General features: G+C 71.3%; 24 protein-coding genes. 18 read left to right on the top strand and 6 right to left on the bottom strand.

All coding sequences use genetic code 11. The features are described from left to right. The first annotated feature begins 297 nt into the window (after positions 1-297). Together OG627_RS07990 and OG627_RS07985 are read left to right on the top strand one after the other, a co-directional pair. Complete coding sequence (locus tag OG627_RS07990; protein ID WP_329062852.1) at positions 298-1,743, top strand: aldehyde dehydrogenase family protein; 1,446 nt, start codon at positions 298-300, stop codon at positions 1,741-1,743. Between the two features lie 193 nt (positions 1,744-1,936). Beyond that, positions 1,937-3,910 (top strand): acyl-CoA dehydrogenase family protein, encoded by a 1,974-nt coding sequence (locus OG627_RS07985; protein ID WP_329062850.1) that lies wholly within the window; start codon positions 1,937-1,939, stop codon positions 3,908-3,910. 109 nt (positions 3,911-4,019) lie between these two features. On the opposite strand, the gene OG627_RS07980 is transcribed toward OG627_RS07985, so the two are convergent. Continuing rightward, entirely contained in the window at positions 4,020-4,259 is a 240-nt protein-coding gene (locus tag OG627_RS07980) for a hypothetical protein (RefSeq protein WP_329062848.1), read from the bottom strand. Between the two features lie 6 nt (positions 4,260-4,265). Between OG627_RS07980 and OG627_RS07975 the strand changes: the two genes are divergently transcribed. Next, complete coding sequence (locus OG627_RS07975; protein ID WP_329062846.1) at positions 4,266-4,805, top strand: LppU/SCO3897 family protein; 540 nt, start codon at positions 4,266-4,268, stop codon at positions 4,803-4,805. Here OG627_RS07975 and OG627_RS07970 read toward each other — a convergent pair. Further along, complete coding sequence (locus OG627_RS07970) at positions 4,798-5,994, bottom strand: glycoside hydrolase family 64 protein (RefSeq protein ID WP_329062844.1); 1,197 nt, start codon at positions 5,992-5,994, stop codon at positions 4,798-4,800. The two genes, OG627_RS07975 and OG627_RS07970, sit on opposite strands and share 8 nt — an antisense overlap. A gap of 215 nt (positions 5,995-6,209) precedes the next feature. On the opposite strand from OG627_RS07970, the gene OG627_RS07965 reads away from it, so the two are divergent. The 7 genes from OG627_RS07965 (at position 6,210) to OG627_RS07935 (ending at position 14,619) form a co-directional block, all read left to right on the top strand. Continuing rightward, the gene (locus OG627_RS07965; RefSeq protein ID WP_329062842.1) at positions 6,210-7,007 is read left to right on the top strand and encodes a hypothetical protein; all 798 of its coding nucleotides are present in this window, start codon (positions 6,210-6,212) and stop codon (positions 7,005-7,007) included. Between the two features lie 141 nt (positions 7,008-7,148). Further along, a complete protein-coding gene (gene dxr / locus OG627_RS07960; protein WP_329062840.1) occupies positions 7,149-8,423 on the top strand; it encodes a 1-deoxy-D-xylulose-5-phosphate reductoisomerase in 1,275 nt (424 codons plus the stop codon). Continuing rightward, entirely contained in the window at positions 8,420-9,721 is a 1,302-nt protein-coding gene (locus tag OG627_RS07955) for a M50 family metallopeptidase (protein ID WP_329062838.1), read from the top strand. The genes dxr and OG627_RS07955 overlap by 4 nt, the downstream gene beginning before the upstream one ends. Positions 9,722-9,949: 228 nt before the next feature. Further along, positions 9,950-11,104 carry a flavodoxin-dependent (E)-4-hydroxy-3-methylbut-2-enyl-diphosphate synthase gene (ispG, locus tag OG627_RS07950; RefSeq protein WP_329062836.1) on the top strand — a complete coding sequence of 385 codons (1,155 nt, stop codon included), beginning with the start codon at positions 9,950-9,952 and terminating at the stop codon, positions 11,102-11,104. A gap of 296 nt (positions 11,105-11,400) precedes the next feature. Continuing rightward, positions 11,401-12,246 (top strand): GNAT family N-acetyltransferase, encoded by an 846-nt coding sequence (locus OG627_RS07945; RefSeq protein ID WP_329062834.1) that lies wholly within the window; start codon positions 11,401-11,403, stop codon positions 12,244-12,246. 25 nt (positions 12,247-12,271) lie between these two features. Beyond that, positions 12,272-12,853 carry a GNAT family N-acetyltransferase gene (locus OG627_RS07940; RefSeq protein WP_329062832.1) on the top strand — a complete coding sequence of 194 codons (582 nt, stop codon included), beginning with the start codon at positions 12,272-12,274 and terminating at the stop codon, positions 12,851-12,853. Between the two features lie 74 nt (positions 12,854-12,927). After that, positions 12,928-14,619: a proline--tRNA ligase gene (locus OG627_RS07935; protein WP_329062830.1), complete on the top strand. Its 1,692-nt coding sequence runs from the start codon at positions 12,928-12,930 to the stop codon at positions 14,617-14,619. Between the two features lie 63 nt (positions 14,620-14,682). On the opposite strand, the gene OG627_RS07930 is transcribed toward OG627_RS07935, so the two are convergent. The 3 genes from OG627_RS07930 to OG627_RS07920 are packed head-to-tail and all read right to left on the bottom strand — an operon-like array spanning position 14,683 to position 16,690. Next, positions 14,683-15,594 (bottom strand): aminoglycoside phosphotransferase family protein, encoded by a 912-nt coding sequence (locus OG627_RS07930; protein WP_329062828.1) that lies wholly within the window; start codon positions 15,592-15,594, stop codon positions 14,683-14,685. 32 nt (positions 15,595-15,626) lie between these two features. Continuing rightward, the gene (locus OG627_RS07925; protein ID WP_329062826.1) at positions 15,627-16,049 is read right to left on the bottom strand and encodes a ferritin-like domain-containing protein; all 423 of its coding nucleotides are present in this window, start codon (positions 16,047-16,049) and stop codon (positions 15,627-15,629) included. Further along, positions 16,046-16,690, bottom strand: coding sequence for a hypothetical protein (locus tag OG627_RS07920; RefSeq protein WP_329062824.1), 645 nt, complete (start codon positions 16,688-16,690; stop codon positions 16,046-16,048). Before OG627_RS07920 ends, OG627_RS07925 begins: the two co-directional genes overlap by 4 nt. Positions 16,691-16,826: 136 nt before the next feature. On the opposite strand from OG627_RS07920, the gene rimP reads away from it, so the two are divergent. The 8 genes from rimP (at position 16,827) to OG627_RS07880 (ending at position 25,077) form a co-directional block, all read left to right on the top strand. Beyond that, positions 16,827-17,324, top strand: coding sequence for a ribosome maturation factor RimP (rimP, locus tag OG627_RS07915; protein ID WP_329062822.1), 498 nt, complete (start codon positions 16,827-16,829; stop codon positions 17,322-17,324). Positions 17,325-17,326: 2 nt separating this feature from the next. Continuing rightward, positions 17,327-18,337 (top strand): transcription termination factor NusA, encoded by a 1,011-nt coding sequence (nusA, locus tag OG627_RS07910; protein ID WP_329062820.1) that lies wholly within the window; start codon positions 17,327-17,329, stop codon positions 18,335-18,337. Positions 18,338-18,432: 95 nt separating this feature from the next. Next, the gene (locus OG627_RS07905; RefSeq protein ID WP_329072469.1) at positions 18,433-18,741 is read left to right on the top strand and encodes a YlxR family protein; all 309 of its coding nucleotides are present in this window, start codon (positions 18,433-18,435) and stop codon (positions 18,739-18,741) included. A 149-nt stretch (positions 18,742-18,890) separates the two neighbouring features. Further along, the gene (gene infB, locus OG627_RS07900; protein WP_329062818.1) at positions 18,891-22,007 is read left to right on the top strand and encodes a translation initiation factor IF-2; all 3,117 of its coding nucleotides are present in this window, start codon (positions 18,891-18,893) and stop codon (positions 22,005-22,007) included. 138 nt (positions 22,008-22,145) lie between these two features. Continuing rightward, a complete protein-coding gene (locus OG627_RS07895; RefSeq protein WP_329062816.1) occupies positions 22,146-22,439 on the top strand; it encodes a DUF503 domain-containing protein in 294 nt (97 codons plus the stop codon). Between the two features lie 57 nt (positions 22,440-22,496). Continuing rightward, the gene (gene rbfA, locus OG627_RS07890) at positions 22,497-22,973 is read left to right on the top strand and encodes a 30S ribosome-binding factor RbfA (RefSeq protein WP_329062814.1); all 477 of its coding nucleotides are present in this window, start codon (positions 22,497-22,499) and stop codon (positions 22,971-22,973) included. Next, a complete protein-coding gene (truB, locus tag OG627_RS07885) occupies positions 22,970-23,869 on the top strand; it encodes a tRNA pseudouridine(55) synthase TruB (RefSeq protein WP_329062812.1) in 900 nt (299 codons plus the stop codon). The genes rbfA and truB overlap by 4 nt, the downstream gene beginning before the upstream one ends. 269 nt (positions 23,870-24,138) lie before the next feature. After that, positions 24,139-25,077 carry a bifunctional riboflavin kinase/FAD synthetase gene (locus OG627_RS07880; protein ID WP_329062810.1) on the top strand — a complete coding sequence of 313 codons (939 nt, stop codon included), beginning with the start codon at positions 24,139-24,141 and terminating at the stop codon, positions 25,075-25,077. Positions 25,078-25,132: 55 nt separating this feature from the next. On the opposite strand, the gene OG627_RS07875 is transcribed toward OG627_RS07880, so the two are convergent. Then, positions 25,133-26,104 (bottom strand): ABC transporter ATP-binding protein, encoded by a 972-nt coding sequence (locus tag OG627_RS07875; RefSeq protein ID WP_329062808.1) that lies wholly within the window; start codon positions 26,102-26,104, stop codon positions 25,133-25,135. Positions 26,105-26,112: the final 8 nt, after the last annotated feature.

Below are 26,112 nucleotides of genomic sequence, written 5' to 3'. Positions count from 1 at the left end.
CCACCTGACCGGACGCGCCCCGTCACGACCGGCCCAGCCGCTCCGGCCGGTCCCGGAAGCCTGTCCTGACGGCCGGTCCCGACAGCCGGCACCGCCCACGACAGCCCACGAACCGCCCACGACCGCCCTGGACCGCCCAGGCCGCCGGGGCGACCCTCGTACCCCCGCCCCCTCCTCCTGCGCCATTGCGGCACCCGCCCCGAGCCCACCACTCCACCCCGGACAACTCCGCGGGGGCCCTCGCCCCCCTACCGTGGGACTCATACAGCCGTCTACTCGGAAGGGCCCGGACTCGTCATGACTTCCACCCACGCTTTCTGGCTCGCCGGCCGCCAGGCCACCGGCGAGGACACTTTCGACGTCACCTCCCCCTGGGACGGCCGGCTCGTCGGCACGGTCGCCGTGCCGACCGACGCCCAGGTCGAGGAGGCCGTCGCGGCGGCGCACGCCGTACTGGCGGAGTTCGCCGCGACGCCCGCGCACGTCCGCGCCGCCGCCCTCGACCATGTCTCGCGCAGGCTCGTCGAACGCACCGAGGAGATCGCCCAGCTGATCTCCGCCGAGAACGGCAAGCCGCTCAAGTGGGCCCGCGGCGAGGTCGGCCGCGCCGTCTCCGTGTTCCGGTTCGCCGCCGAGGAGGCCCGTCGCTTCAACTCCGGCGAGGCCCAGCGGCTCGACACCGACGCGGGCGGCGCCGGCCGGCTCGCCCTGACCCGCCGCTTCCCGCACGGCGCCGTCCTCGGCATCGCGCCGTTCAACTTCCCGCTCAACCTCTGTGCCCACAAGATCGCCCCCGCCATCGCCGCCGGCGCCCCGATCATCCTCAAGCCCGCCCCAGCGACGCCCCTCTCCGGGCTGCTGCTCGGCGAGCTGCTCGCCGAGACCGACCTCCCGGCGGGCTCCTGGTCCGTACTGCCCGTGGCCAACGACCGCATGCCCGCCCTCGTCCAGGACGAGCGGCTGCCGGTGATCTCCTTCACCGGCTCCGACAAGGTCGGCTACGCCATCATGGATTCCGTCCCGCGCAAGCACTGCACGCTGGAGCTGGGCGGCAACGGCGCGGCCGTCGTCCTCGCCGACTACGCGAGCGACAAGGACCTCGACTGGGCCGCGACCCGGATCGCCGCCTTCTCGAACTACCAGGGCGGCCAGTCCTGCATCTCCGTCCAGCGCGTGATCGCGGACGCCTCCGTGTACGAGCGGCTGGTCCCCAGGATCGTCGCCGCCGTCGAGGCCCAGATCACCGGGGACCCCGCCGACGACGCCACCGATGTCGGCCCCCTCGTCAACGAGGACGCCGCCAAGCGGGTCGAGGCGTGGGTGGACGAGGCGGTGCGCGACGGCGCCCAGCTGCTCACCGGCGGCAAGCGGGACGGGGCGAGCTACACGCCCACCGTTCTCGCCGACGTCCCCGCGGACACCACCCTCGCCCGCGAGGAGGTCTTCGGGCCGGTTCTCACACTGCGCCGGGTCGAGAGCGAGAGCGAGGCGTTCGAGGCGGTGAACGACTCGAAGTACGGTCTCCAGGCGGGCGTCTTCACCCACGACCTCCAGACCGCCTTCCGCGCCCACCGCGCCCTTGAGGTCGGCGGTGTGATCGTCGGGGACGTCCCCTCGTACCGCGCCGACCAGATGCCGTACGGCGGCGTCAAGAAGTCCGGCGTCGGCCGCGAGGGCGTGCGGTTCGCCATGGACGACTACACCTACGAGCGCGTCATGGTCCTCACCGGCCTCGACCTCTGACACCCGGGCCCCGGCCCCTTCGCCCGAACCCCGTCAACCCGCCGCACCCTCAACCCGCCGCACCCTCACCCCGCCGCCCGCACCCGTCGCGTCACGACTGGTGCGGGCGGCGTTGTTCGGGTAGATACGGACAGGTAGTCCCAGCCGGTAAGAACCGTCATTGGACCCGACTCCGCGGCGAGGTGAGTTCCTCATGTCCGCCCCATCCGCACCCTCAGCAGCGTCCGCACCGCAGGAACCGCAGGGCAGGCCCACGGTCTCCGAGCGCGAGGCGCGACAGGTCGCAGAAGCCGCCCGTGAACAGGGCTGGCGCAAGCCCAGCTTCGCCAAGGAGATGTTCCTCGGCCGCTTCCGCCTCGACCTCATCCACCCCCACCCCCTGCCCGCGCCCGAGGACGTCAGGCGCGGCGAGGAGTTCCTCGCCAAGCTGCGCGCGTTCAGCGAGACGAGGATCGACGGCGCGCTGATCGAGCGCGAGGCCCGGATCCCCGACGAGGTCATCAAGGGCCTCAAGGAACTGGGCGCGCTCGGTATGAAGATCGACACCAAGTACGGCGGGCTCGGCCTCACCCAGGTGTACTACAACAAGGCCCTGGCGCTCGTCGGCTCGGCCAGCCCGGCGGTCGGCGCGCTGCTCTCGGCCCATCAGTCGATCGGCGTACCGCAGCCGCTCAAGATTTTCGGCACGCGGGAGCAGAAGGAGGCGTTCCTGCCCCGTCTGGCCCGTACGGACATCTCGGCCTTCCTGCTGACCGAGCCGGACGTGGGATCCGACCCGGCCCGGCTGGCGACGACGGCCGTGCCGGACGGCGACGCGTACGTACTCGACGGCGTGAAGCTGTGGACGACCAACGGCGTCGTCGCCGATCTGCTCGTCGTGATGGCCCGCGTGCCGAGGACGGCGGACTCCAAGGGCGGGATCAGCGCCTTCGTCGTCGAGGCGGACTCCCCGGGCATCACCGTCGAGAACCGCAACGCCTTCATGGGACTGCGCGGTCTGGAGAACGGTGTCACCCGCTTCCACCAGGTCCGGGTCCCCGCCGCGAACCGCATCGGACCCGAGGGCGCGGGACTCAAGATCGCCCTCACCACCCTCAACACCGGACGGCTCTCGCTGCCCGCGATGTGCGCGGGCGCCGGCAAGTGGTGTCTGAAGATCGCCCGCGAGTGGTCGGCCGCGCGCGAGCAGTGGGGCAAGCCCGTGGCCCGGCACGAGGCGGTGGGCGCCAAGATCTCGTTCATCGCCGCCACCACGTTCGCGCTGGAGGCGGTCGTGGACCTCTCCTCCCAGATGGCGGACGAGGACCGCAACGACATCCGCATCGAGGCGGCCCTCGCCAAGCTGTTCGGCTCGGAGATGGGCTGTCTGATGGCGGACGAACTGGTCCAGATCCGCGGTGGCCGCGGCTTCGAGACCGCCGATTCCCTGGCGGCCCGGGGCGAACGCGCCGTCCCCGCCGAGCAGATGCTCCGCGATCTGCGGATCAACCGCATCTTCGAGGGCTCGACCGAGATCATGCACCTGCTGATCGCCCGCGAGGCCGTCGACGCGCACCTCGCGGTGGCGGGCGACATCATCGACCCGGACAAGTCCCTCTCCGACAAGGCGAAGGCGGGCGCGCGGGCGGGCGGGTTCTACGCGCGCTGGCTGCCGAAGCTGGTCGCGGGCCCCGGCCAACTGCCCACCTCGTACGCCGAGTTCCATCCCGCCGGGTACCGGGATCTGTCGCCGCATCTGCGCTATGTGGAACGGACCTCGCGCAAGCTCGCCCGCTCCACCTTCTACGCCATGTCGCGCTGGCAGGGCCGGATGGAGACCAAACAGGGCTTCCTCGGCCGGATCGTCGACATCGGCGCCGAACTGTTCGCGATGAGCGCGGCGTGCGTACGGGCCGAACTGCTGCGGGCGAACGCGGACCACGGGCGCGAGGCGTACCAACTCGCCGATGTCTTCTGCCGGCAGTCCCGCCTCCGCGTCGAGGAGCTCTTCACCCGCCTGTGGTCCAACACGGACGACCTCGACCGCAAGGTCGTGGACGGGGTGCTGGCCGGTACGTACCAGTGGCTGGAGGAGGGCATCGTGGACCCGAGCGGCGAAGGCCCCTGGATCGCGGACGCGGCACCGGGCCCGTCCGAGCGGGCCGACGTCCACCGGCCGGTTCCCTGACCTCCGGCCCATCCCCTTGCCTTCGGCTCCCCGAGGAGGCGCTGTCGCGACGGGCTACAGTGCGACCGTCGTACATACAGGGGAGAGATCATCAATGGCGACGCCGCCGTCACCGGGCCCGTACCAGCAGCAGTACCCGCAACAGCAGTACCCGCAGCAGCCGTACGGGCCGCAGCACCAACAGACGCCGTACGGGCAGGGCTACGGACAGACCTACGGCCAACCGGGGCCGTACGGTCAGCCCGCCGGCCAACCGGGACCGTACGGGCAGCAGCCGCCGTACGGTCCCGCCCCCGTGTGCGGGATCTGCGGCGCCCAGCCCGCGGTGGAGGCCACGGTCCGCGGCCATCAGGGCATGATCGTCGTGATGCGCTCGCTCAAGAGCCGTGGCTTCTTCTGCCGTTCGTGCGGGCTCGCCACGTATCGCCGGATGACCTCGAACACGCTCGCGGCGGGCTGGTGGGGGCTGTTCTCCTTCTTCATCACGCCGTTTGTCGTCCTGCTCAATGTGGTGGAGGCGCGTGCCCGGTTCCGTAAGCTGCCGCCCCCGCACGGCGGCTGGCGCCCGCCCCTCGACCCGGGCAGCAGGGTCCTGTTCCGGGCGCCCGCCCTGCTGGTCCTGACGCCCCTCGCGCTGCTGGTGCTCGGCTTCGCCTCGCTGATCGTGATCGGCGTGGTGGTCGGCGACAGCGGGCCGGACCGGGTGTCGGTCGGCGACTGCGTGCGCAACGAGACAGAGTGGCCCGGCCAGGAGATCGAAGCGGTGAGCTGCGACTCCGGCCGGGCCCAGTACCGGGTGGCGGACGGTGACTCGTGCGCCACCACCGACTATCTGCTCTACCCCGAATACTGGGCCGAGGGCCAGTCGGGGCTGTGCGTCACACCGCTCAGCTGAACGGGTCGAGCGTGATGAACGCCTCCTGCGGGTCGCCGTTGTGCACCAGCGACTCGTGGTTGCCGACATCGTCGAACGCGAAGGCGTACGCCTTGCCGTCGGCCATCTGGGAGTGGAGCACCCGCGCGTAGTGGTTGGTCACCCCGTCCTGGTAGAAGCCCGCTGAACTCGTGTCGGGCTGGTTGGCGTTGGACAGCAGCGTGGAGCGGTTGTAACCCGCGCACAGGGTGCGGGAGATGGGGCCGCGCACGAGATCGTTCGGCGCGTCCAGCCGCTTGTAGCAGCCGAAGACGCTGTCCGCGTCGGGCTTCTGGAACGAGGTGACGACCGCGCCCGCGCTGTTCGTGAAGTTCATGACGTTGCCGGAGACGCGGCCGAAGTACTTGGTGTTCGGCTGGTCGCCGAACGGTGTCACCGTCAGCGTCGAACTCGCGTACTTGCTCCACACGCGGTTGATGTAGTCGTCCATCACCGACGCCGGCAGCGCACCCGACTCGATGCCGTGGCCCGGGGCGAGGGCGCGCAGGACGGTGCCGTCCGCCCGCGTCTGGATCAGATTGCCCCAGCCGCCCGACTGGCTCCTGAGCGCGTTGAGGAAGCCGTTGTAACCGCCCGGCTTGAGGTGTCCCGTGCTGCTGGTGGTGCCGTTCGGGGCCTTGACGCCGACGGCGTACGGCGCCGAGAACATGTCCACCTGCGTGCTGTTGATCCACAGCCCGGCGCCGTTGAGCGTGTACTCCGTCCAGTTGAACAGGATGTTCCTGTTCGGGTCAGACGGGTTCTGCACGGCGGGCTGTACGAGTCCGCCGGTGGTCAGCCGGAAGTCCAGCTTCTGCCCGTACGAGAAGTAGACCCGTCCGGAGAACTGCGGCATCCGGATGGTCTTCGACTGCCCGTTGGCGGGCCCGGCGATCGACGCGTCCGGCGCGGGAGTCGGCGGATTCCCGCCGACGGGCCAGGCGTGGAACGTACCGTTCGCGTCGGCCCAGCCCTGCTGGCCCGTCGAGAGCAGCGTTCCGATGTTGTACACATAGACCTGCTCGCCGCGGGCGGAGCTGTTCTTGATGGTGAGCGGGATGGTCGAAGGCACGGCAGCCTGCGCGACGGCCACGGGCCCGGCGGCCGTGAATCCTGTCGCGAAGACCACGGCGGCGGCCAGAGACGCCAGCAACTGTCTGATGGGGGGCACGGCTCTCCTCCTCGGGAGGTGCTTCCAGTGGTTCCAGTGGGGATGGAATCGGCTTCTGAGAGCGCTCTCAGAATCGGGCCACGCGAGAGGCATGTCAATAAGTCCAGACCAACCCGCTCCACACGAAAGCTCCGGCGACCGAGTCCGCCGTGCCCGCGCGCCAGTTACCGAACGCAACGCCGTTGCCACCGGTCGTCAGTGACCTCGCGCGCCTCATGCCGCACAATCGGAAGTCGAGCGCGATCACGTGGCGCGTCGAACTCACTACGGGGGTACGGATGTTCCGGGCTGCGCGGGAAGCGGTGGTGTGGGTGGCGGCCGGGGTGGTGGTCCTCGGTGCCGCCGGGTGCGGGGGTGGCGGTGGCGAGGAGCACGGCGACGGCAAGGCGGGCACGCCGTCCGCCTCCGCATCCGCTTCCGCCGTCACCCCGCTGACCCGGGCCCGGCTCACCGCCGCCTCCTTCACTGACGGCGAGCGGATCGGGAAGTACGCCGCCGGCGCGTACTCTCTCGGCGTCCCGCTCGGCGAGGACTACACCGCAGCGCCCGCCGTCTGCCAGCCCTTCGTCAGCCTCGCCGCGGGCGCCACCGCGTTCACTCCCGCGGCCGAGGTCCACCGCAGGGTCGACGTCCCCGGTGAGACGCTCGGCCCGACCGTCGCCGTACAGCTGCGTTCGTATCCCGGTCAGGGGGCGAAGGGGGTCATGAAGGCGCTCGGCCGGGCGGGGCGCGACTGTGCGGGAGGGTTCACCGAGGAGCGGGCGGTGGCGCGCGCGAAGTACCTGAAGGCGGAGGCCGTCACCGCGCCCCGGGTGGGCGACGAGGCCACCGCGTACCGCTTCACGATCCTGGACATCAAAGGGAAGCTCAAACTTTACGAATATCTGACCGTCGTGCGGTCGGGCTCCGCCACGCTCTCCTTCCGGGCCGAGATCACCGGGACCGAGGACGTCGGGGGAGTGCCGGAGGAAATCGTCCGCGCCCAGTGGGAGAAGTTCCGCGCGGCGCGGTGATCCGCGCGGCATGGTGAACGCGCACCGCGCGGTGAACGCGCGCGGCGCCGTGCATCCGCGCGGTGAAGAAGTCCGCATCGGACGGCGCACGGGGACACCCTCGGGGGCGCGCTGTCCGAGCGGCTCGCCGATGAGGCAAGAATGGGGGGCATGAGCGACAGCCCAGCCCCTCTCGCCGATCCGCATCTCACCTTCGATCCCACCGAAGGCCGCCGGGACATCGTCGTCCTCGGCTCCACCGGATCCATCGGCACGCAGGCCATCGACCTGGTCCTGCGCAACCCCGACCGTTTCCGTGTCACCGCGCTCTCCGCCGCCGGCGGACGCGTCGCCCTGCTCGCCGAGCAGGCGTGGCGGCTACGGGTCCGTACCGTCGCGGTCGCGCGGGAGGACGCGGTGCCCGAGCTGAGGGAGGCGCTCGGGGCGCGGTACGGGGCGGGGGAGCCGCTCCCCGAGATCCTCGCCGGTCCCGACGCCGCCACCGAACTGGCCGCGTCCGACTGCCACACCGTGCTCAACGGCATCACCGGCTCCATCGGGCTCGCCCCCACCCTGGCCGCCCTCACGGCGGGCCGTACGCTCGCGCTGGCCAACAAGGAGTCGCTGATCGTCGGGGGCCCGCTGGTGAAGGCCCTCGCGCGGCCCGGCCAGATCATCCCGGTCGACTCCGAGCACGCCGCGCTCTTCCAGGCGCTGGCCGCCGGTACCCGGGCCGACGTGCGCAAGCTGGTGGTGACGGCCTCCGGCGGGCCCTTCCGGGGCCGTACCCGCGCCGAACTGGCGGCGGTCACCCGCGAGGAGGCCCTCGCGCACCCCACCTGGGCCATGGGCCCGGTGATCACGGTCAACTCCGCGACCCTCGTCAACAAGGGCCTCGAAGTCATCGAGGCCCATCTTCTCTACGACATTCCCTTCGAACAGATTGAGGTGGTCGTCCACCCTCAGTCGTATGTTCACTCGATGGTGGAATTCAACGACGGCTCGACCCTGGCCCAGGCGACCCCGCCCGACATGCGCGGGCCGATCGCCATCGGTCTCGGCTGGCCCGAGCGGGTGCCGGACGCCGCGCCCGCCTTCGACTGGACCAAGGCCTCGGCCTGGGAGTTCTTCCCGCTCGACACCGAGGCGTTCCCCTCCGTGGGACTCGCCCGGCACGTCGGCGCGCTCGGCGGCACGGCCCCCGCGGTGTTCAATGCCGCGAACGAGGAGTGCGTCGACGCGTTCCTGGCGGGCCGGCTCCCGTTCAACGGCATCATGGATACGGTCACCGAGGTCGTCGCCGAACATGGCACCCCTCGTACGGGAACCTCGCTCACCGTGGCGGACGTCCTGGAAGCAGAGGCCTGGGCGCGGGCCCGGGCCCGCGAGACGGCAGCGAAATTCACCGAAGAACAGCCAGCGGAGGCTCGCGCATGACGATTCTGTTGACAGTCCTGGGCATTGTGGTCTTTGTCCTGGGGCTGCTCTTCTCCATCGCCTGGCACGAACTCGGCCATCTCTCCACGGCCAAGATGTTCGGCATCCGCGTGCCCCAGTACATGGTCGGTTTCGGACCGACCATCTGGTCACGCAAGAAGGGCGACACGGAGTACGGGATCAAGGCGATCCCCATGGGCGGGTACATCCGCATGATCGGCATGTTCCCGCCGGGCGCGGACGGCCGGATCGAGGCGCGGTCCACCTCGCCGTGGCGCGGAATGATAGAGGACGCGCGTTCCGCGGCCTACGAGGAGCTGGAACCCGGCGACGAGAAGCGCCTCTTCTACACGCGCAAGCCGTGGAAGCGCGTGATCGTGATGTTCGCGGGCCCCTTCATGAACCTCATCCTCGCCACCGTGATCTTCATGGGCGTGGCGATGAGCTTCGGGTTCCAGACCCAGACCACGCAGGTCGCCGGCGTACAGAAGTGCGTGATCGCGCAGAGCGACAAGCGCGACACCTGTGAGAAGAGCGACCCGGTCTCGCCCGCGCAGGCCGCCGGGCTCAAGAAGGGCGACCGGATCGTCGCCTTCAACGGGCAGCGGGTCGCCGACTGGTCGACGCTCTCCGACCTCATCCGCAAGACGATCGGCCCGGCCACCATCACCGTCGACCGCGACGGGTCCCAGCAGGTGCTGCACGCCACCCTCGCCAAGAACATGGTCGCCCAGAAGGACTCCAAGGGCGAGGTCGTCCCGGACAAGTACGTGCCCGCCGGATACCTCGGCTTCGCCGCCGCCACCGAGATCGTCCCGCTCTCCTTCGGCGACTCCGTGGGCCGGATGGGCGACATGTTCCAGAACGGTGTCGACTCGATCATCGCCCTCCCCTCCAAGATCCCGGATCTGTGGAGCGCGGCGTTCGGCGACGGGCCGCGCAAGGACGACTCGCCGGTCGGCGTGGTCGGCGCGGCGCGCATCGGCGGCGAGGTGATGTCCCTGGACATCCCGGCGCAGAACCAGATCGCGATGATGCTGTTCCTGCTGGCCGGCTTCAACCTCTCCCTCTTCCTCTTCAACATGCTGCCGCTGCTGCCCCTCGACGGCGGCCATATCGCGGGCGCGCTCTGGGAGTCGGTACGGCGCAGGATGGCGCGGGTCTTCAAGCGCCCCGACCCGGGCCCCTTCGACGTCGCGAAGCTGATGCCGGTCGCCTACGTCGTGGCGGGGGTCTTCATCTGCTTCACCCTGCTCGTGCTGGTCGCCGACGTCTTCAACCCCGTCAAGATCAGCTGACGCAGGGCGGAACCGGACCGGGATCCCGTACGGGACCGGACACGGGAGCCTGTACGGGACCGGCTGATTCCCCGGTTCACCGCGGCCGGACACCATGCGTGTCCGGCCGCTGACCTTTGGGTGGAGTTTTCACGAGGATGTGCTCCCGTCGCGCACGGTGGCGTAATCTCGGAGGCTGGAGCCCGCCGATATCGGGACCTCGATCCACACCTTGGGGTTGCACAGCAGATGACCGCAATTTCTCTCGGAATGCCCTCCGTTCCGACGAAGCTCGCAGACCGAAGGGTCAGCCGCCAGATCCAGGTCGGGTCGGTGGCGGTCGGCGGCGACGCGCCGGTGTCGGTGCAGTCGATGACGACGACGCGGACGTCGGACATCGGTGCGACGTTGCAGCAGATCGCGGAGTTGACGGCGTCGGGTTGCCAGATCGTGCGGGTCGCGTGTCCCACGCAGGACGACGCCGACGCGTTGTCGGTGATCGCGCGGAAGTCGCAGATCCCGGTGATCGCGGATATTCATTTCCAGCCGAAATACGTGTTCGCGGCGATCGACGCGGGATGCGCGGCGGTCCGGGTGAATCCGGGAAACATCAAGCAGTTCGACGACAAGGTCAAGGAGATCGCGAGGGCGGCGGGAGACGCGGGAACGCCGATTCGCATCGGGGTGAACGCGGGATCGCTGGACGCGCGGCTGCTGCGCAAGTACGGGAAGGCGACCCCCGAGGCGCTGGTGGAGTCGGCCCTGTGGGAGGCGTCGCTGTTCGAGGAGCACGGCTTCCGCGACATCAAGATCTCGGTGAAGCACAACGACCCGGTGATCATGGTGAACGCGTACCGCCAGCTCGCGGCGCAGTCCGACTACCCCCTGCACCTGGGAGTGACCGAGGCGGGTCCCGCGTTCCAGGGGACGATCAAGTCGGCGGTCGCGTTCGGCGCGCTGCTGAGCGAGGGGATCGGGGACACGATCCGGGTCTCGCTGTCGGCGCCGCCGGCCGAGGAGGTCAAGGTCGGGATCCAGATCCTGGAGTCGCTGAACCTGAAGCCGCGTCGGCTGGAGATCGTCTCGTGCCCGTCGTGCGGTCGGGCGCAGGTCGATGTGTACAAGCTGGCCGAGGAGGTCACCGCGGGCCTGGAGGGCATGGAGGTCCCGCTGCGGGTGGCCGTCATGGGCTGTGTGGTGAACGGTCCGGGCGAGGCGCGTGAGGCGGACCTCGGGGTCGCCTCCGGCAACGGCAAGGGCCAGATCTTCGTGAAGGGCGAGGTCATCAAGACCGTTCCCGAGTCGAAGATCGTGGAGACCCTCATCGACGAGGCCATGAAGATCGCCGAGCAGATGGAGAAGGACGGCATCGCCTCCGGCGAGCCCGAGGTCTCCGTCAGCTGACCACCCCGTCCCCCGGCCCAAGGCCGGTCACGGACAGGACAGCACGGCGCAGCACGCAGCACAGCACGGACAGCACGGACAGGACAACAGGGTCCCGCGGCCACCGCCCCTCCGGGCACCGGCCCCGGGACCCGCCCCGTTCCGCACCCGCCGCCCGCCCGGAGCCCGCTCGGAGTCCGCCCCCCGCCCGGCCGCCCCGCCCCCGGCGACCCAGGCCCCGGCTCCCGCGAGCGGCGTACCACAGAATCGGCAGGTACAGTGCGGAGATCAGCAGTCGTACGGTGTGAGGCCCCCTCGTGTTGACGCAGACCACCACCCGGGTCCTCGAACCCAGCGAACTCGGCGCCGCGCTCGCCATCCTGGAGAGCGAGCCCGTCGCCAACGCCTTCGTGACAGCCCGCGTGCGGGTCGCGGGGCTCGACCCCTGGCGCCTCGGCGGCGAGATGTGGGGCTGGTACGCGGACGGGCGGCTGCGCTCGCTCTGCTACGCCGGAGCCAATCTCGTCCCCATCTGCGCCACCCCCGAGGCCGTCCGCGCCTTCGCCGACCGCGCCCGCAGGACCGGCCGCCGCTGCTCCTCGATCGTCGGCCCCGCCGAGGCCACCGCCCAGCTCTGGCGGCTGCTGGAGCCCAGCTGGGGGCCGGCCCGCGAGGTCCGTGCCCACCAGCCGCTGATGGTCACCGAACAGCTCTCCCCGGAGATAGCGCCCGATCCCTTCGTACGCCGGATCCGCAAGGACGAGCTGGAAGTGATCATGCCCGCCTGCGTGGCCATGTTCACCGAGGAGGTCGGCGTCTCGCCCCTCGCCGGGGACGGCGGGCTTCTCTACCAGGCGCGGGTGGCCGAACTGGTGGGCGCCGGTCGGTCATTCGCGCGAATCGAGGGCGACCGGGTCCTCTTCAAGGCCGAGATCGGCGCCGCCACCCGGCAGGCCTGCCAGATCCAGGGCGTGTGGGTCGACCCCGCGTACCGGGGCCAGGGCCTGTCCGAGTCCGGCATGGCGGCCGTCGTACGGTACGCGCTGGCCGATGTCGCCCCCGTTGTGAGCCTGTACGTCAACGACTACAACGCCCCAGCCAGGGCCGCCTACCGCCGCGTCGGCTTCCGCGAAGTGGGTGCCTTCATGAGCGTGCTGTTCTGACCGTTCCCACCGTAGGGTTCCGCCCATGCCGAGCATTCCAGGGGACAGCCCCAGGACCCCCGAGGTACAGGTGGGCCCCGTCGATCTCGCCGCCCGCGTGGACGAGGCGCTCGCCGTGCAGGCCCTCGCCTTCGGGCTCAGCGAGGAAGAGATCGACGTACGCCGCCACATCGTCCTGCGCCACCTCCTGCAGCCCGGCTGCCGCGCCCTCGGCGCGACCACCGAGGAGGGCCGGCTCGTCGGATTCGTGTACGGGATGCCCAACGACCGCGCCCACTGGTGGTCCACCGTGGTCCAGCCGTATCTGCGCGTCACCGGCGCCGACGGCTGGCTGGACGAGTCGTTCGTGATCACCGAGCTGCACGTCCACCCCGCGTACCAGGCGCGGGGCATCGGCCGCGCCCTGATCACCACGATCACCGACAACGCCACCCAGCCCCGCTCGATCCTGTCCGCCATCGACATCGAGAGCCCGGCCCGCCGGATGTACCGCTCGCTCGGCTACGAGGATCTCGCCCGCCGCGTCCACTTCCCCAGCGCGCCCAAGCCGTACGCCGTGATGGGCGCACCGCTCCCGCTGCGCAGGCCGGGCGCCGGGGGAATCTGATTTCCGCCTGCCCCCGCGCCCCGGCTAACCTCCTGACAACAGCCGAGAGAACGCAGAACGCAGGAGTGCTCCCCATGTCCCAGGTCCAGCGCATGTCCCGTTTGATGGCCAAGACATTGCGCGACGACCCGGCGGACGCCGAGACCCTCAGCCACAAGCTGCTCGTCCGCGCCGGATACGTCCGCCGTACGTCCGCCGGTCTGTGGAGCTGGCTGCCGCTGGGCAAGAAGGTCCTCGACAACATCTCCCGCGTCGTCCGCGAGGAGATGGACGCGATCGGCGCGCAGGAGGTGCTGCTGCCCGCGCTGCTGCCCCGGGAGCCGTACGAGGCCAGCGGGCGCTGGGAGGAGTACGGCGACCTGCTGTTCCGCCTCAAGGACCGCAAGGGCGCCGACTATCTGCTCGGCCCGACGCACGAGGAGATCTTCACCCTCGTCGTCAAGGACCAGTGCACGTCCTACAAGGACCTGCCGGTGATGCTCTACCAGATCCAGACGAAGTACCGCGACGAGGCCCGCCCCCGCTCCGGCGTGCTGCGCGGCCGCGAGTTCCAGATGAAGGACTCGTACTCCTTCGACACCACCGACGAGGGCCTGGCCGAGTCGTACGCGCTGCACCGCGCCGCGTACCAGAAGATCTTCGCGCGCCTCGGCCTCGACTACCGGATCGTCTCGGCGATCTCCGGCGCGATGGGCGGCTCGGCCTCCGAGGAGTTCCTGGCCCCGGCCGGGGCCGGCGAGGACACCTTCGTGGACTGTCCGAACTGCGACTACGCCGCCAACACCGAGGCCGTGACCTTCCAGGCCCCGGCGGCCGAGGCCGTCGAGCACGGACCGGTCGAGGAGCTGGACACCCCCGACACGCCGACCATCGAGACGCTCGCCGCCCACCTCGGCGTCCCCGCCTCCGCCACGCTGAAGAACCTCCTCGTCAAGGTCGACGGCGAGATCACCGCCGTGGGCGTGCCCGGCGACCGCGAAGTGGACCTCGGCAAGCTCGGTGAGCACCTCGCCCCGGCGGTCGTGGAGCTGGTGACGGCCGAGGACTTCGTGGACCGGCCGGATCTCGTACGGGGCTACGTCGGCCCCCAGGGCCTCAAGATCCGCTACATCGCCGACCCGCGCGTCGCGTCCGGCACGGCCTGGGTCACCGGCGCCAACAAGCCCGACACGCACGCGCGCAACGTCGTCGTGGGCCGTGACTTCGAGGTCGACGACTACCTGGACGTGGTCGTTGTCGAGGCGGGCGACCCCTGCCCCGCCTGCGGCGCGGGCCTCAAGCTCGACCGCGCCATCGAGATCGGCCACATCTTCCAGCTCGGCCGCAAGTACGCCGACACCTTCCAGCTCGACGTCCTCGGCCAGCAGGGCAAGCCCGTCCGGGTGACCATGGGCTCGTACGGCATCGGCGTCTCGCGCGCCGTCGCCGCGCTCGCCGAGCAGACCGCCGACGAGCAGGGCCTGTGCTGGCCGCGGGAGATCGCCCCGGCCGACGTCCATGTCGTCGCTGCGGGCAAGGCGCTCCAGACGGAGCTGGCGCTCGACGTGTCCGAGCAGCTCGCGGCGGCCGGTCTGCGGGTGCTGGTGGACGAGCGCCCCGGCGTCTCGCCCGGCGTGAAGTTCACGGACGCCGAGCTGATCGGGGTCCCGAAGATCCTGGTCGCCGGGCGCCGCTCCGCCGACGGCGTGGTGGAGCTGAAGGACCGCCGTACGGGTGAGCGCGAGGAGCTGACGGTCGCGGAGGCCGTCGCGCGCCTGACCGCCTGAGACACCGGAACGAGGGAGGGGCGGGGTACGGCACGCACGCCGCACCCCGCCCCCGCGCCGTTCTCACAGCCAGCCCGCGTACTCCAGCAGCAGTTCCGCGCTCTGCGGGCGCTCCGCCCGCCAGGCCCGTACGCCCGACTCCACCGCGCGGAAGAGGGTCCAGCCGCGCAGCCGCTCCCGGTCCAGATCCAGCGAGTCGGCCAGCCGGTTGAGGCGACGGCGGGCCGAGGAGGCACCCGCGTCGGAGGCGACGAGATCCTCCACCCGGTCGCGGGCCAGCCGGGCCAGGTCGTAGGCCCGCTCACCGATCAGCGGCTCGGGACCCACCGCGAGCCAGGGCGCGCGGTCACCGGCCAGGACCTTGCCCTGGCGGAAGGCGCCGTGCAGGAGCACCGCCTCCGCCGAGGCGTCGGCGCACAGTTCGTCACGGGCGGCCAGCGCGGCGGAGACGAGCGGGGCGAAGGGCTCGTCGCCCGACGTGGCCCGCAGCGCCTCCGCCTGACGGTCCGTCCGCTCGGCCACCGTCTCGAAGGCATGGCCGGCCGGCGGCTCGACCCACAGCTTGCGCACGGTGTCGGCGGCCTCCAGCAGCGCCTTGGCCTCGGGCAGGGAGCGCAGCGAGATCTCGGGGTGCAGACGCTCCAGCAGCAGCGCGTGGTCCGGCTCCGGCGGCGCGTCGTCGAGGAGCCGCACCGAGCCCCACCCCTGCCAGCACGCCAGCGCGGCCCGCTCCGGGGCGGGGCCGGCGAAGGGCGGCGCGATCTTGAGCGTGGCGGGGGAGCCGTCGGACCGCCGTACGAGGAGGAGCAGAGCGCTCCTGCCGCCCGGCGCGATGACCCGCTCGACCTCCAGGCCGCGCCGGGCTACCGCCTCCCCGGCGGCCTCGGACAGCCGCCCGAGCCACTCGGCGGCGGGTGGCTCCCCGTACTTCTCGGCGAGCGAGCGCACCAGTCGTCGCGGCGGTTCGAAACCCATACGTGCGTCGTTCCCCTTCACCGTTCACGGGCTCACGCGCGCTCGGCGAGCCCAGGAAAGGCTACGCCGCCGCCGCGCCAGCGCACCGCCCGCACCGCCGCCTCCCGCAGCGCGCCCGCCGCCTCCCGGCGCAGCGGCCCCTCGGCGGCCCGGACGAGATCGGAGTAGACGCCCGCGACCCGGTCCTCCAGCTCGGCGGCCAGCCGTACGGCGGCGGACGCGTCCGGCACCGTGAACGGCAGGGCGTACGCCGCCGCCGCTGCCTCGGGCCTGCCGCCCAGGTCGCGCACGGTCCTGGCCAGCGCGTCGCGCCGGGCACGGTGGGCCGCGTACGCGGCGGTGGCCTCGGCGCGGCGGTTGTCGCCGATCCGGCCGCCGACGACGCCGTACCCGTACACGGCGGCGTGCTCCGCGGCGAGCGCCGCCTGCGCGGCGGTCAGCGCACGGGTGGTCACGAGCGTGCTCCTTCGGTCAGCAGATAGGCGTGGGCGGCGTTCGCCGCGGCCACCGAGGCCAGCAGCCTGGCCAGTTCGGGGGAGGCCGTCACGAGGGCGCCGGTGTGCGCGTCGCTGGTGCGGCGCTCGGCGGCGGCCAGCGCCTTGAGCGCCTCCGCCGGCTCGGGGGCGACGGCCGGCGCGCCCGCGAGAGTGGACGACGGGGAGGGGGAGACGGAAGCCACGGGAGGCGCGGGCGAGTGGGACGGGGAGGGCGAGGCGGAGGTGGAGGGTGAGGCGGAAGGTTTTTCCGCTTCTCCGTCCCGGTCCCGCTCGCTCCCGCCGGGCCCCAGCGCCGACACATGGCGCGCGACCGCGGCCCGCAGCGGGGCCAGCCGTCCGCGCTGTCCCGGATGCCGGGTCAGCACCGCGTCGTACTCGCGCAGCAGCGCCTCGCTGCTCTCCGCCGACCGCCGCCGCAGCGCGGTCTGTTCGCGGGCGGCCCGCGCCACCGCGTTCGGGGACAGCGTCCCGTCCGCGGAGCCGTCCGAGGAGCAGGCGGTCAGCAGCCCGGCCCCCGTCGCGCCCGCCGCCATGAGCGCGTGCCTGCGTGTCGTCCCCGTGCGCCCCACGCGTCTCTCCTCGGGCTTCGCGATGATCACCGCAGGCGAGCGTACCCGCGGGTCACCCGTACGTGGACGGCAACACCCCCTGGGACCGGATACCCTTTGATCCGACCCACACCGATCTGACACGCGACGATCCCACAACAGCACACGCGGCCGAGGAGTCACCCGGATGAGCACGACCCAGAGCGAGAGGCTGCGCGGACTGCTGGAACCGCTCGTCAGCGCGAAGGACCTGGATCTGGAAGAGATCGAGCTGTCCCGGGCGGGCAGGCGTCGGGTGCTGAGGATCGTGGTGGACTCTGACGAGGGCGTGGACCTCGACGAGTGCGCCGAGCTGAGCCGCTCCCTCTCCGAGAAGCTGGACGAGACGGACGCGATGGGCGAGGACGAGTACCAGCTCGAAGTGACCTCCCCCGGCGCCGAGCGCCCGCTGACCGAGCATCGCCACTACGTACGCGCCGTCTCCCGGCTGGCCCGCATCCAGCCGGTCGACGGCGATGAGCTGGTGGCCCGCATCCTGGCCGTCGACGACACGGGACTCGATCTCGAAGTGCCGGGCGTGAAGGGGCGCAAGCCCACCGCCCGCCGGATCGAGTTCGCGCAGATCGCCAAGGCGCGCGTGGAGATCGAGTTCAACCGCAAGGACAAGAAGGAAGAGGAGGCGTAGCCGTGGACATCGATGTGAAGCTCCTGAAGGGCTTGGCACAAGAGAAGGAGATCCCCTTCGATCTGCTGGTCGAGGCGATCGAATCCGCCCTCCTCATCGCCTACCACCGCACGGACGGCAGCCACCGGCGCGCCCGTGCCGTCATCGGCCGGGACAACGGCCATGTCACGGTCTGGGCCAAGGAGGACCCGGCGGATCTGGAGGAGGGGCAGGAGCCCAAGGAGTTCGACGACACCCCGTCGGACTTCGGCCGGATCGCCGCCACCACCGCCCGCCAGGTGATCCAGCAGCGGCTGCGGGACGCCGAGAACGACGTGACCTTCGGCGAGTACGCCCGCCGCGAGGGCGACATCGTCGCCGGCCTGGTCCAGCAGGGCAAGGACCCGAAGAACGTCCTGGTCAGGCTGGACGACAAGCTGGAGGCCATCCTGCCGGTGCAGGAGCAGGTGCCGGGCGAGGAGTACGTCCACGGGCTGCGGCTGCGCACGTACGTCGTGCGGGTGGCCCGGGGCGTGCGCGGTCCGTCCGTGACGCTCTCGCGCACCCATCCCAACCTGGTCAAGAAGCTCTTCGAGCTGGAGGTCCCGGAGATCGCGGACGGTTCGGTCGAGATCACGGCGATCGCCCGCGAGGCCGGTCACCGCAGCAAGATCGCCGTACGTTCGACACGGTCCGGTCTCAATGCCAAGGGCGCCTGCATCGGCCCGATGGGCGCGCGTGTGCGCAACGTCATGGCCGAGCTGCACGGCGAGAAGATCGACATCGTCGACTGGTCGGACGACCCGGCCGACATGGTGGCGCACGCGCTCTCCCCGGCGCGGGTCAGCAAGGTCGAGGTGGTCGACCTGGGAGCCCGCTCCGCGCGGGTGACCGTGCCGGACTACCAGCTGTCGCTGGCCATCGGCAAGGAAGGGCAGAACGCCCGCCTCGCCGCGCGGCTCACCGGCTGGCGCATCGACATCCGTCCCGACACCGAGCCCGACGAGAGCCGCGACGAAAGTACTCGCGGGTAACGATCCGGGCGTGATCTCCGGACGTCCAGGTGTCATGCAAGCGTTCGAGCATTACCCCAGAGGGGTGAGGTCGGCGCGGGGAGGTAGACTTGAACGTGTCTGGCCGGACGAACGACCGAGCCTGCCCTGAGCGAACCTGCGTGGGCTGCCGGAAGCGAGCGGCCAAGAGCGATCTGCTGCGCATCGTGCTGATCGGTGAACAATGCGTTCCCGATCTACGCGGTACGCTGCCCGGCCGGGGTGCGTACACACACCCCGCCTCGAACTGTCTCGATCTGGCGGTCCGCCGCCGGGCGTTCCCACGGGCCTTCCGGGTCCAGGGACCGCTCGACAGCGCGGAACTGCGCCGGACCGTCGGGACGAGCACGGCCATCGGCACAGACACGGCGCACACAGCGTCGTAAGAAGAAGTACGGCACGGAGCCCCGTGCGGTTCAGGTACCTCGCGAGTTGGAAGTAGGTCGAGATTGCGATGAGCACTCGATGAGTACGCGATGAGTACGCCCATGAAGTAGCGACGGTCCGGCGGTAACCCGGACCTAAAAGGAGCGAAGTGGCTAAGGTCCGGGTATACGAACTCGCCAAGGAGTTCGGCGTCGAGAGCAAGGTCGTCATGGCCAAGCTCCAAGAACTCGGTGAATTCGTCCGTTCGGCTTCCTCGACCATCGAGGCGCCGGTTGTACGCAAATTGACTGATGCTCTCCAGGGGCCCGGCGGCAACGCCGGCAAGCCCGCTGCGAAGCCCGGGGCGCCCCGCAAGGCGACCCCCGCCCGCCCCGCCGCGCCCTCACCGGCGCAGGCGGCACGTCCCGCTGCCCCGAAGCCCGGCGTCCCGGCCCCCAAGCCGGCCGCCGCCGAGGCCCCCAAGAGCAGCACCCCCTCCGCGGCGCCGACTCCCGGCCCGCGTCCGGCACCGGCCCCCCGGCCCGCCCCGGCCGCCAAGCCGGCGCCCGCCGCGCCGTCGGTCCCGGAGTTCACCGCGCCCCCGTCGGCCCCGGCCGCCGGTCCCCGGCCCGGTGCCACGCCCGGCCCGCGTCCCTCCGCCCGCCCCGCGGGCGGTCAGGGTGACCAGCGCCAGAGCGACCGTCCGGCAGACCAGCGCGGCGGCGACCAGCGTCAGGGCGGCCGCTCCGGCGGCGCGCGCCCCGGCCAGGCCCCGCGTCCCGGCGCCCGCCCCGCGGGCCCGCGTCCGGGCAACAACCCCTTCACCTCGGGTGGCTCGACCGGAATGGCGCGCCCCCAGGCGCCCCGTCCCGGCGGCGCCCCGCGCCCCGGCGGCCAGGGTGCCCCCGGCGGCCCGCGTCCGCAGGGCGCCGGTCAGGGTGGCGGTCCCCGCCCCCAGGCCGGTCCCGGTGGTCAGTCCGGCGGCGGCCGTCCGAGCCCCGGCGGCATGCCGCGTCCGCAGGCCCCCAGGGCCGCGGGTCCCGGCGGTGGCCCCGGTGGTAACCGTCCCAACCCGGGCATGATGCCGCAGCGTCCCGCTGCCGGCCCGCGTCCCGGCGGTGGCCCCGGCGGTGGCCGCGGTCCCGGCGGCCCCGGCCGTCCGGCGGGTGCCGGTGGCGGCGGTCGTCCCGGTGGCGGCGGCGGCTTCGCCGGTCGTCCCGGTGGTGGCGGTGGCGGCTTCGCCGGCCGTCCCGGCGGTGGCGGCGGTGCCCCGGGTCGTCCCGGTGGCGGTGGCTTCGGTGGCGGCGGTGGCCGTCCCGGCTTCGGCGGACGTCCGGGTGGTCCCGGCGGTCGCGGTGGCACACAGGGCGCCTTCGGCCGTCCCGGCGGGCCCGCCCGTCGCGGCCGCAAGTCGAAGCGGCAGAGGCGCCAGGAGTACGAGGCCATGCAGGCCCCGTCGGTCGGCGGCGTCATGCTGCCGCGCGGCCAGGGCCAGACGGTCCGGCTGTCGCGCGGTGCCTCCCTCACCGACTTCGCGGAGAAGATCAACGCCAACCCGGCGTCGCTCGTCGCCGTGATGATGAACCTCGGCGAGATGGTCACGGCCACGCAGTCCGTCTCCGACGAGACCCTTCAGGTCCTCGCCGGCGAGATGAACTACGTCGTCGAGATCGTCAGCCCCGAGGAGGAGGACCGCGAGCTGCTCGGGTCCTTCGACATCGAGTTCGGCGAGGACGAGGGCGGCGAGGAAGCACTCGTCTCCCGTCCGCCGGTCGTGACCGTCATGGGTCACGTCGACCACGGTAAGACCAGGCTGCTGGACGCGATCCGCAAGACGAACGTCGTCGCGGGCGAGGCCGGCGGTATCACGCAGCACATCGGTGCGTACCAGGTCGCCACCGAGGTCAACGGTGACGAGCGCAAGATCACCTTCATCGACACCCCGGGTCACGAGGCGTTCACCGCCATGCGTGCCCGTGGTGCCAAGTCCACCGACATCGCGATCCTCGTGGTCGCGGCCAACGACGGTGTGATGCCCCAGACGATCGAGGCGCTGAACCACGCCAAGGCGGCCGGTGTGCCGATCGTGGTCGCGGTCAACAAGATCGACGTCGAGGGTGCCGACCCGACCAAGGTGCGCGGTCAGCTCACCGAGTTCGGTCTCGTGGCCGAGGAGTACGGCGGCGACACCATGTTCGTCGACATCTCCGCCAAGCAGGGTCTGAACATCGACAGCCTGCTGGAGGCCGTGGTCCTCACCGCGGACGCCTCGCTCGACCTCCGGGCCAACCCGGAACAGGACGCGCAGGGTATCGCCATCGAGGCCCACCTCGACCGCGGTCGCGGCGCCGTCGCCACCGTGCTCGTCCAGCGCGGCACGCTGCGCGTCGGCGACACGATGGTCGCCGGTGACGCGTACGGCCGGGTCAGGGCGATGCTCGACGACAACGGCAACAACGTCGACGTGGCGACGCCTTCGACGCCCGTCCTGGTCCTGGGTCTCACCAACGTCCCCGGCGCCGGCGACAACTTCCTGGTCGTCGACGAGGACCGCACCGCCCGGCAGATCGCCGAGAAGCGCGCCGCTCGTGAGCGGAACGCGGCGTTCGCCCGCAGGGGCGTCCGGTTCTCCCTGGAGAACCTGGACGAGGCCCTCAAGGCCGGTCTGGTGCAGGAACTCAACCTCATCATCAAGGGCGACGCGTCCGGTTCGGTGGAGGCTCTCGAGTCCTCGCTGCTCCAGCTCGACGTCGGCGACGAGGTCGACATCCGCGTCCTGCACCGCGGTGTGGGTGCGGTCACCGAGTCGGACATCGACCTGGCGATGGGCTCCGACGCCATCGTGATCGGCTTCAACGTGCGCGCCGCAGGGCGTGCCGCGCAGATGGCCGAGCGCGAAGGCGTGGACGTCCGGTACTACTCGGTCATCTACCAGGCGATCGAAGAGATCGAAGCGGCCCTCAAGGGCATGCTCAAGCCGGAGTACGAAGAGGTCGAGCTGGGCACGGCGGAGATCCGCGAGATCTTCCGCTCGTCCAAGCTGGGCAACATCGCGGGTGTTCTCATCCGCTCCGGCGAGGTCAAGCGCAACACCAAGGCCCGGCTCATCCGCGACGGCAAGGTCATCGCGGAAGACCTCAACATCCAGGGTCTGCGCCGCTTCAAGGACGACGTCACCGAGATCCGCGAAGGCTACGAGGGCGGTATCAACCTCGGAAACTTCAACGACATCAAGATCGACGACGTCATCGCGACGTACGAGATGCGCGAGAAGCCGCGAGGCTGACGTACATCTGCCGTCCGGGGCCGGTCGACGGGACGAAAATCCGTCGATCGGCCCCGGCCGTTCCAGGTACGGTTCTGATGCCTCTGCCGAGCACCGGCAGACCATCCGAACCCGTACCGGCGGGACATCCGGACATACATGTATGTGGGGACTCTGTCCTTCGATCTGCTCCTCGGCGACGTACGGTCGTTGAAGGAGAAACGCTCTGTCGTCCGGCCGATCGTCGCCGAACTGCACCGGAAATTCGCGGTCAGCGTGGCGGAGACCGGTGATCAGGACCTCCACCGCAGGACCGAGATCGGCCTCGCGGTGGTGTCCGGCGACTGGGAACATCTCACGGACGTGCTCGACCGCTGCGAACGCATGGTGGCGGGCCGCCCCGAGGTGGAGCTGCTGTCGGTACGGCGGCGGCTGTACGGCGCCGACGACTGACCGGCCGGCAAGACTGACCTGCACGACAAGAAACCCAGAAGGAAGAGTGACGGACCGGTGACCGACAACGCGCGGGCCCGCAAGCTGGCCGATCGCATCCAGGTCGTGGTCGCGGAGACCCTGGACCGGCGTATCAAGGACCCGCGACTCGGCTTCGTGACCATCACGGACGCCCGCGTCACCGGTGATCTGCGGGAGGCCACGGTCTTCTACACGGTCTACGGAGACGACGAGGAGCGCGCGGCCTCGGCCGCCGCCCTGGAGAGCGCCAAGGGCGTTCTGCGCTCCGAGGTGGGCCGTCAGACCGGCGTCCGCTTCACGCCGACCCTGGCGTTCGTTCCCGACGCCCTCCCGGACAACGCGCGCACCATCGAGGACCTCCTCGACAAGGCGCGCGCCAAGGACGCGGAGGTACGGGAGGTGTCGACCGGCAAGACGTACGCGGCCGGGGCCGACCCGTACCGCAAGGACGACGAGGCCGTCGCCGACACGGACGGCGAGACCGACCGCACGGACGGCGCTGCCTCGGAATGACTCAGCAGAACAGGACGCCCGACGGGCTTGTCATCGTGGACAAGCCGTCGGGCTTCACTTCGCACGACGTCGTCGCCAAGATGCGCGGGATCGCCAGGACCCGGCGCGTCGGCCACGCCGGCACCCTCGACCCCATGGCCACGGGCGTTCTCGTCCTCGGTGTGGAACGGGCCACGAAACTCCTCGGTCACCTCGCGCTGACCGAGAAGGAGTACCTCGGCACCATCAGGCTCGGCCAGAACACCGTGACCGACGACGCCGAGGGAGAGATCACCTCGGCCACCGACGCCTCCGCCGTGAAGCGCGAGGCCATCGACGCCGGGATCGCGGCCCTGACCGGCCCCATCATGCAGGTGCCCTCCAAGGTCAGCGCCATCAAGATCGACGGCAAGCGCTCCTACGCGCGCGTACGCGGCGGCGAGGAGTTCGAGATCCCGGCCCGGCCGGTGACCATCTCGTCCTTCCGGCTGTACGACGTCCGCGAGGCCGTCGCCGAGGACGGCACCCCGGTCCTCGACCTGATCGTCTCCGTCGTCTGCTCGTCCGGCACGTACATCCGCGCCATCGCCCGCGACCTGGGCGGCGGGCTCGGGGTCGGCGGCCATCTCACCGCGCTGCGCAGGACCCGGGTGGGCCCGTACGCGCTGGACGCGGCGAAGACGCTCGACCAGCTCCAGGAGGAGCTGACCGTCATGCCGGTCGCCGACGCCGCCGCCGCGGCGTTCGCGCGCTGGGACGTCGACGAGAAGCGCGCCAAGCTGCTGATCAACGGCGTACGGCTCGACATACCGGCGTTCGCCACGAGCCCGGTCGCCGTGTTCGACCCCGAGGGGCGCTTCGTGGCGCTCGTCGAGGAGCAGCACGGCAAGGCGAAGAGCCTCGCGGTCTTCGGCTGACCGGGCGCGGACTTGTCGTGGAGCGGGCAGGCACGCCTGCCCGCTCCACGATCCCCCTCCGACAGAGGTCTATCCACCTCGCCCCCCTCATTCACCCCATCGGCCGGGCGCACGGAGTGCCCGCCGGGTGCACGGGGGGCGTGCCCGGCTCACGCACCGTCCGAGCGGCGTTCGCCGGTGCCGGTGAGGGGGTTGGGCGCCGGGCATGGCAGTCTTGGAGCTGCGCAATGGGAAATCACGTACATGGGTTCGGGCGAGGAGCGGTCGCAGTGCAGCGCTGGCGTGGCTTGGAGGACATCCCCCAGGACTGGGGGCGCAGCGTCGTCACCATCGGTTCCTACGACGGGGTGCACCGAGGACACCAGCTGATCATCGGCCGGGCCGTGGAGCGGGCGCGGGAGCTGGGCGTCCCGTCCGTCGTCGTGACCTTCGACCCGCATCCCAGCGAGGTCGTACGCCCCGGCAGCCACCCGCCGCTGCTCGCCCCGCACCACCGGCGCGCCGAACTGATGGCCGACCTGGGTGTGGACGCGCTGCTGATCCTGCCGTTCACCGTCGCCTTCTCGCAGCTCTCGCCCGCCGACTTCATCGTCAAGGTGCTGGTCGACAAGTTGCACGCCCGCGCCGTCATCGAGGGCCCCAACTTCCGCTTCGGCCACCGGGCCGCGGGCAATGTCGCCGTCCTCGCCGATCTGGGCCCGACCTACGACTACGAGGTCGAGGTCATCGACCTCCACGTCTCCGGCGAGGCGGGCGGCGGCGAGCCCTTCTCGTCCACGCTCACCCGCAGACTGGTCGCCGAGGGCGATGTCGGGGGCGCCGCCGAGATCCTCGGCCGCCCGCACCGCGTCGAGGGAGTGGTGGTCCGGGGCGCCCAGCGCGGGCGCGAACTGGGCTTCCCGACGGCCAACGTCGAGACCCTTCCGCACACCGCGATCCCGGCGGACGGCGTGTACGCGGGCTGGCTGACGGCCGACGGCGAACGCATGCCGGCGGCGATCTCCGTCGGCACGAACCCGCAGTTCGAGGGTACGGAACGCACGGTCGAGGCGTACGCGATCGACCGCGTCGGCCTGGACCTGTACGGGCTGCACGTGACCGTCGACTTCCAGGCGTACGTGCGCGGTCAGCGGAAGTTCGACTCGATCGAGGGCCTGCTCGAAGCGATGGCGGACGACGTCAAACAGGCGCGGGCGCTGACCGCGTAGCCGTCTGTCGTGCATGGCGGACCGTGATCGGTCAGCCGTGGACACGCTGTCCCCTCTACCCCCGCAAGTGGCACGCCACCTGCGCCCCCGCCCCGCCCGTCAGCACCACCAGCGGTGTGCCGCGGCAGCTGTCCGCGACGCCCGCCCGGTCCGCCTCGCCCGACGCCAGGGCCTGGCACCGGGCGTGGAAGCGGCAGCCTTCCGGGATGCGGGAGGGATCCGGAGGCTCGCCGGTGAGCACCACGGGAGCGACGGGGGACTCCGGGAGTACCGACAACAGCGCCTGGGTGTACGGGTGCTGAGGAGCCGTCAGCACCTCCTCGACCGGACCGGTCTCCACGATCCGGCCCAGGTACATCACCGCGACCCGGTCCGCGATGTTCCACGCGAGCCCGAGGTCGTGCGTCACGACCAGTGCCGACAGGCCGAGTTCGTCGCGCAAGGAGAGCAGCAGCGCCAGGATCTCACCGCGTACCGACGCGTCGAGGGAGGCCACCGGCTCGTCGGCCACGAGGAGTTCGGGGTCCAGGACCAGCGCGCCCGCGATGACGACGCGCTGGCGCTGGCCGCCGGACAGCTCGTGCGGATAGCGCAGGAAGAATCGTTCCGGCGGACGAAGTCCCGCCCGGGACAGCGCCGAGGCGACGGCCTCGCGTTCGTCGCCAAGGTGGCCGTGGATACGCAGCCCCTCGGCGACCGCCTCGTACACGGTGTGCCGGGGGTTGAGCGAGCCGCTCGGATCCTGGAGCACCAACTGCACCCGTTTGCGGTACGACTTGAGGGCGCGCGAACCGTACGACAGTGGCTCCCCGGCGAAGGTGACCCGGCCCGCCGTGGGCGGGACCAGACCGAGCAGGGTGCGCGCGAGGGTGGTCTTCCCGCAGCCGGACTCACCGACGAGGGCCACGATCTCCCCGGCGCCGATGTCGAGATCGACACCGTCGACGGCACGGGCGGGCGGGGCGCCGCGCCGGCCCGGGAAGGTGACGTTCAGTCCGGCCGCCGAGAGCAGGGGGAGGGAGGTCATGGGGGTCT

The sequence above is a fragment of the Streptomyces sp. NBC_01429 genome, from assembly GCF_036231945.1.
GTDB lineage: Bacteria > Actinomycetota > Actinomycetes > Streptomycetales > Streptomycetaceae > Streptomyces.
Note: the sequence above shows the minus strand (reverse complement) of the source record. Positions and strands in the feature narration are given on the sequence as shown.

Excerpts from the sequence above, each read along its gene's own strand:
- OG627_RS07990 (WP_329062852.1), top strand. The coding sequence starts at position 298 with ATGACTTCCACCCACGCTTTCTGGCTCGCCGGCCGCCAGGCCACCGGC.
- OG627_RS07985 (WP_329062850.1), top strand. The coding sequence starts at position 1,937 with ATGTCCGCCCCATCCGCACCCTCAGCAGCGTCCGCACCGCAGGAACCG.
- OG627_RS07980 (WP_329062848.1), bottom strand. The coding sequence starts at position 4,259 with ATGGCCGCGGACCGTGGCCTCCACCGCGGGCTGGGCGCCGCAGATCCC.
- OG627_RS07975 (WP_329062846.1), top strand. The coding sequence starts at position 4,266 with ATGATCGTCGTGATGCGCTCGCTCAAGAGCCGTGGCTTCTTCTGCCGT.
- OG627_RS07965 (WP_329062842.1), top strand. The coding sequence starts at position 6,210 with ATGCCGCACAATCGGAAGTCGAGCGCGATCACGTGGCGCGTCGAACTC.
- dxr (WP_329062840.1), top strand. The coding sequence starts at position 7,149 with ATGGGGGGCATGAGCGACAGCCCAGCCCCTCTCGCCGATCCGCATCTC.
- OG627_RS07955 (WP_329062838.1), top strand. The coding sequence starts at position 8,420 with ATGACGATTCTGTTGACAGTCCTGGGCATTGTGGTCTTTGTCCTGGGG.
- ispG (WP_329062836.1), top strand. The coding sequence starts at position 9,950 with ATGACCGCAATTTCTCTCGGAATGCCCTCCGTTCCGACGAAGCTCGCA.
- OG627_RS07940 (WP_329062832.1), top strand. The coding sequence starts at position 12,272 with ATGCCGAGCATTCCAGGGGACAGCCCCAGGACCCCCGAGGTACAGGTG.
- OG627_RS07935 (WP_329062830.1), top strand. The coding sequence starts at position 12,928 with ATGTCCCAGGTCCAGCGCATGTCCCGTTTGATGGCCAAGACATTGCGC.
- OG627_RS07930 (WP_329062828.1), bottom strand. The coding sequence starts at position 15,594 with ATGGGTTTCGAACCGCCGCGACGACTGGTGCGCTCGCTCGCCGAGAAG.
- rimP (WP_329062822.1), top strand. The coding sequence starts at position 16,827 with ATGAGCACGACCCAGAGCGAGAGGCTGCGCGGACTGCTGGAACCGCTC.
- OG627_RS07895 (WP_329062816.1), top strand. The coding sequence starts at position 22,146 with ATGTATGTGGGGACTCTGTCCTTCGATCTGCTCCTCGGCGACGTACGG.
- truB (WP_329062812.1), top strand. The coding sequence starts at position 22,970 with ATGACTCAGCAGAACAGGACGCCCGACGGGCTTGTCATCGTGGACAAG.
- OG627_RS07875 (WP_329062808.1), bottom strand. The coding sequence starts at position 26,104 with ATGACCTCCCTCCCCCTGCTCTCGGCGGCCGGACTGAACGTCACCTTC.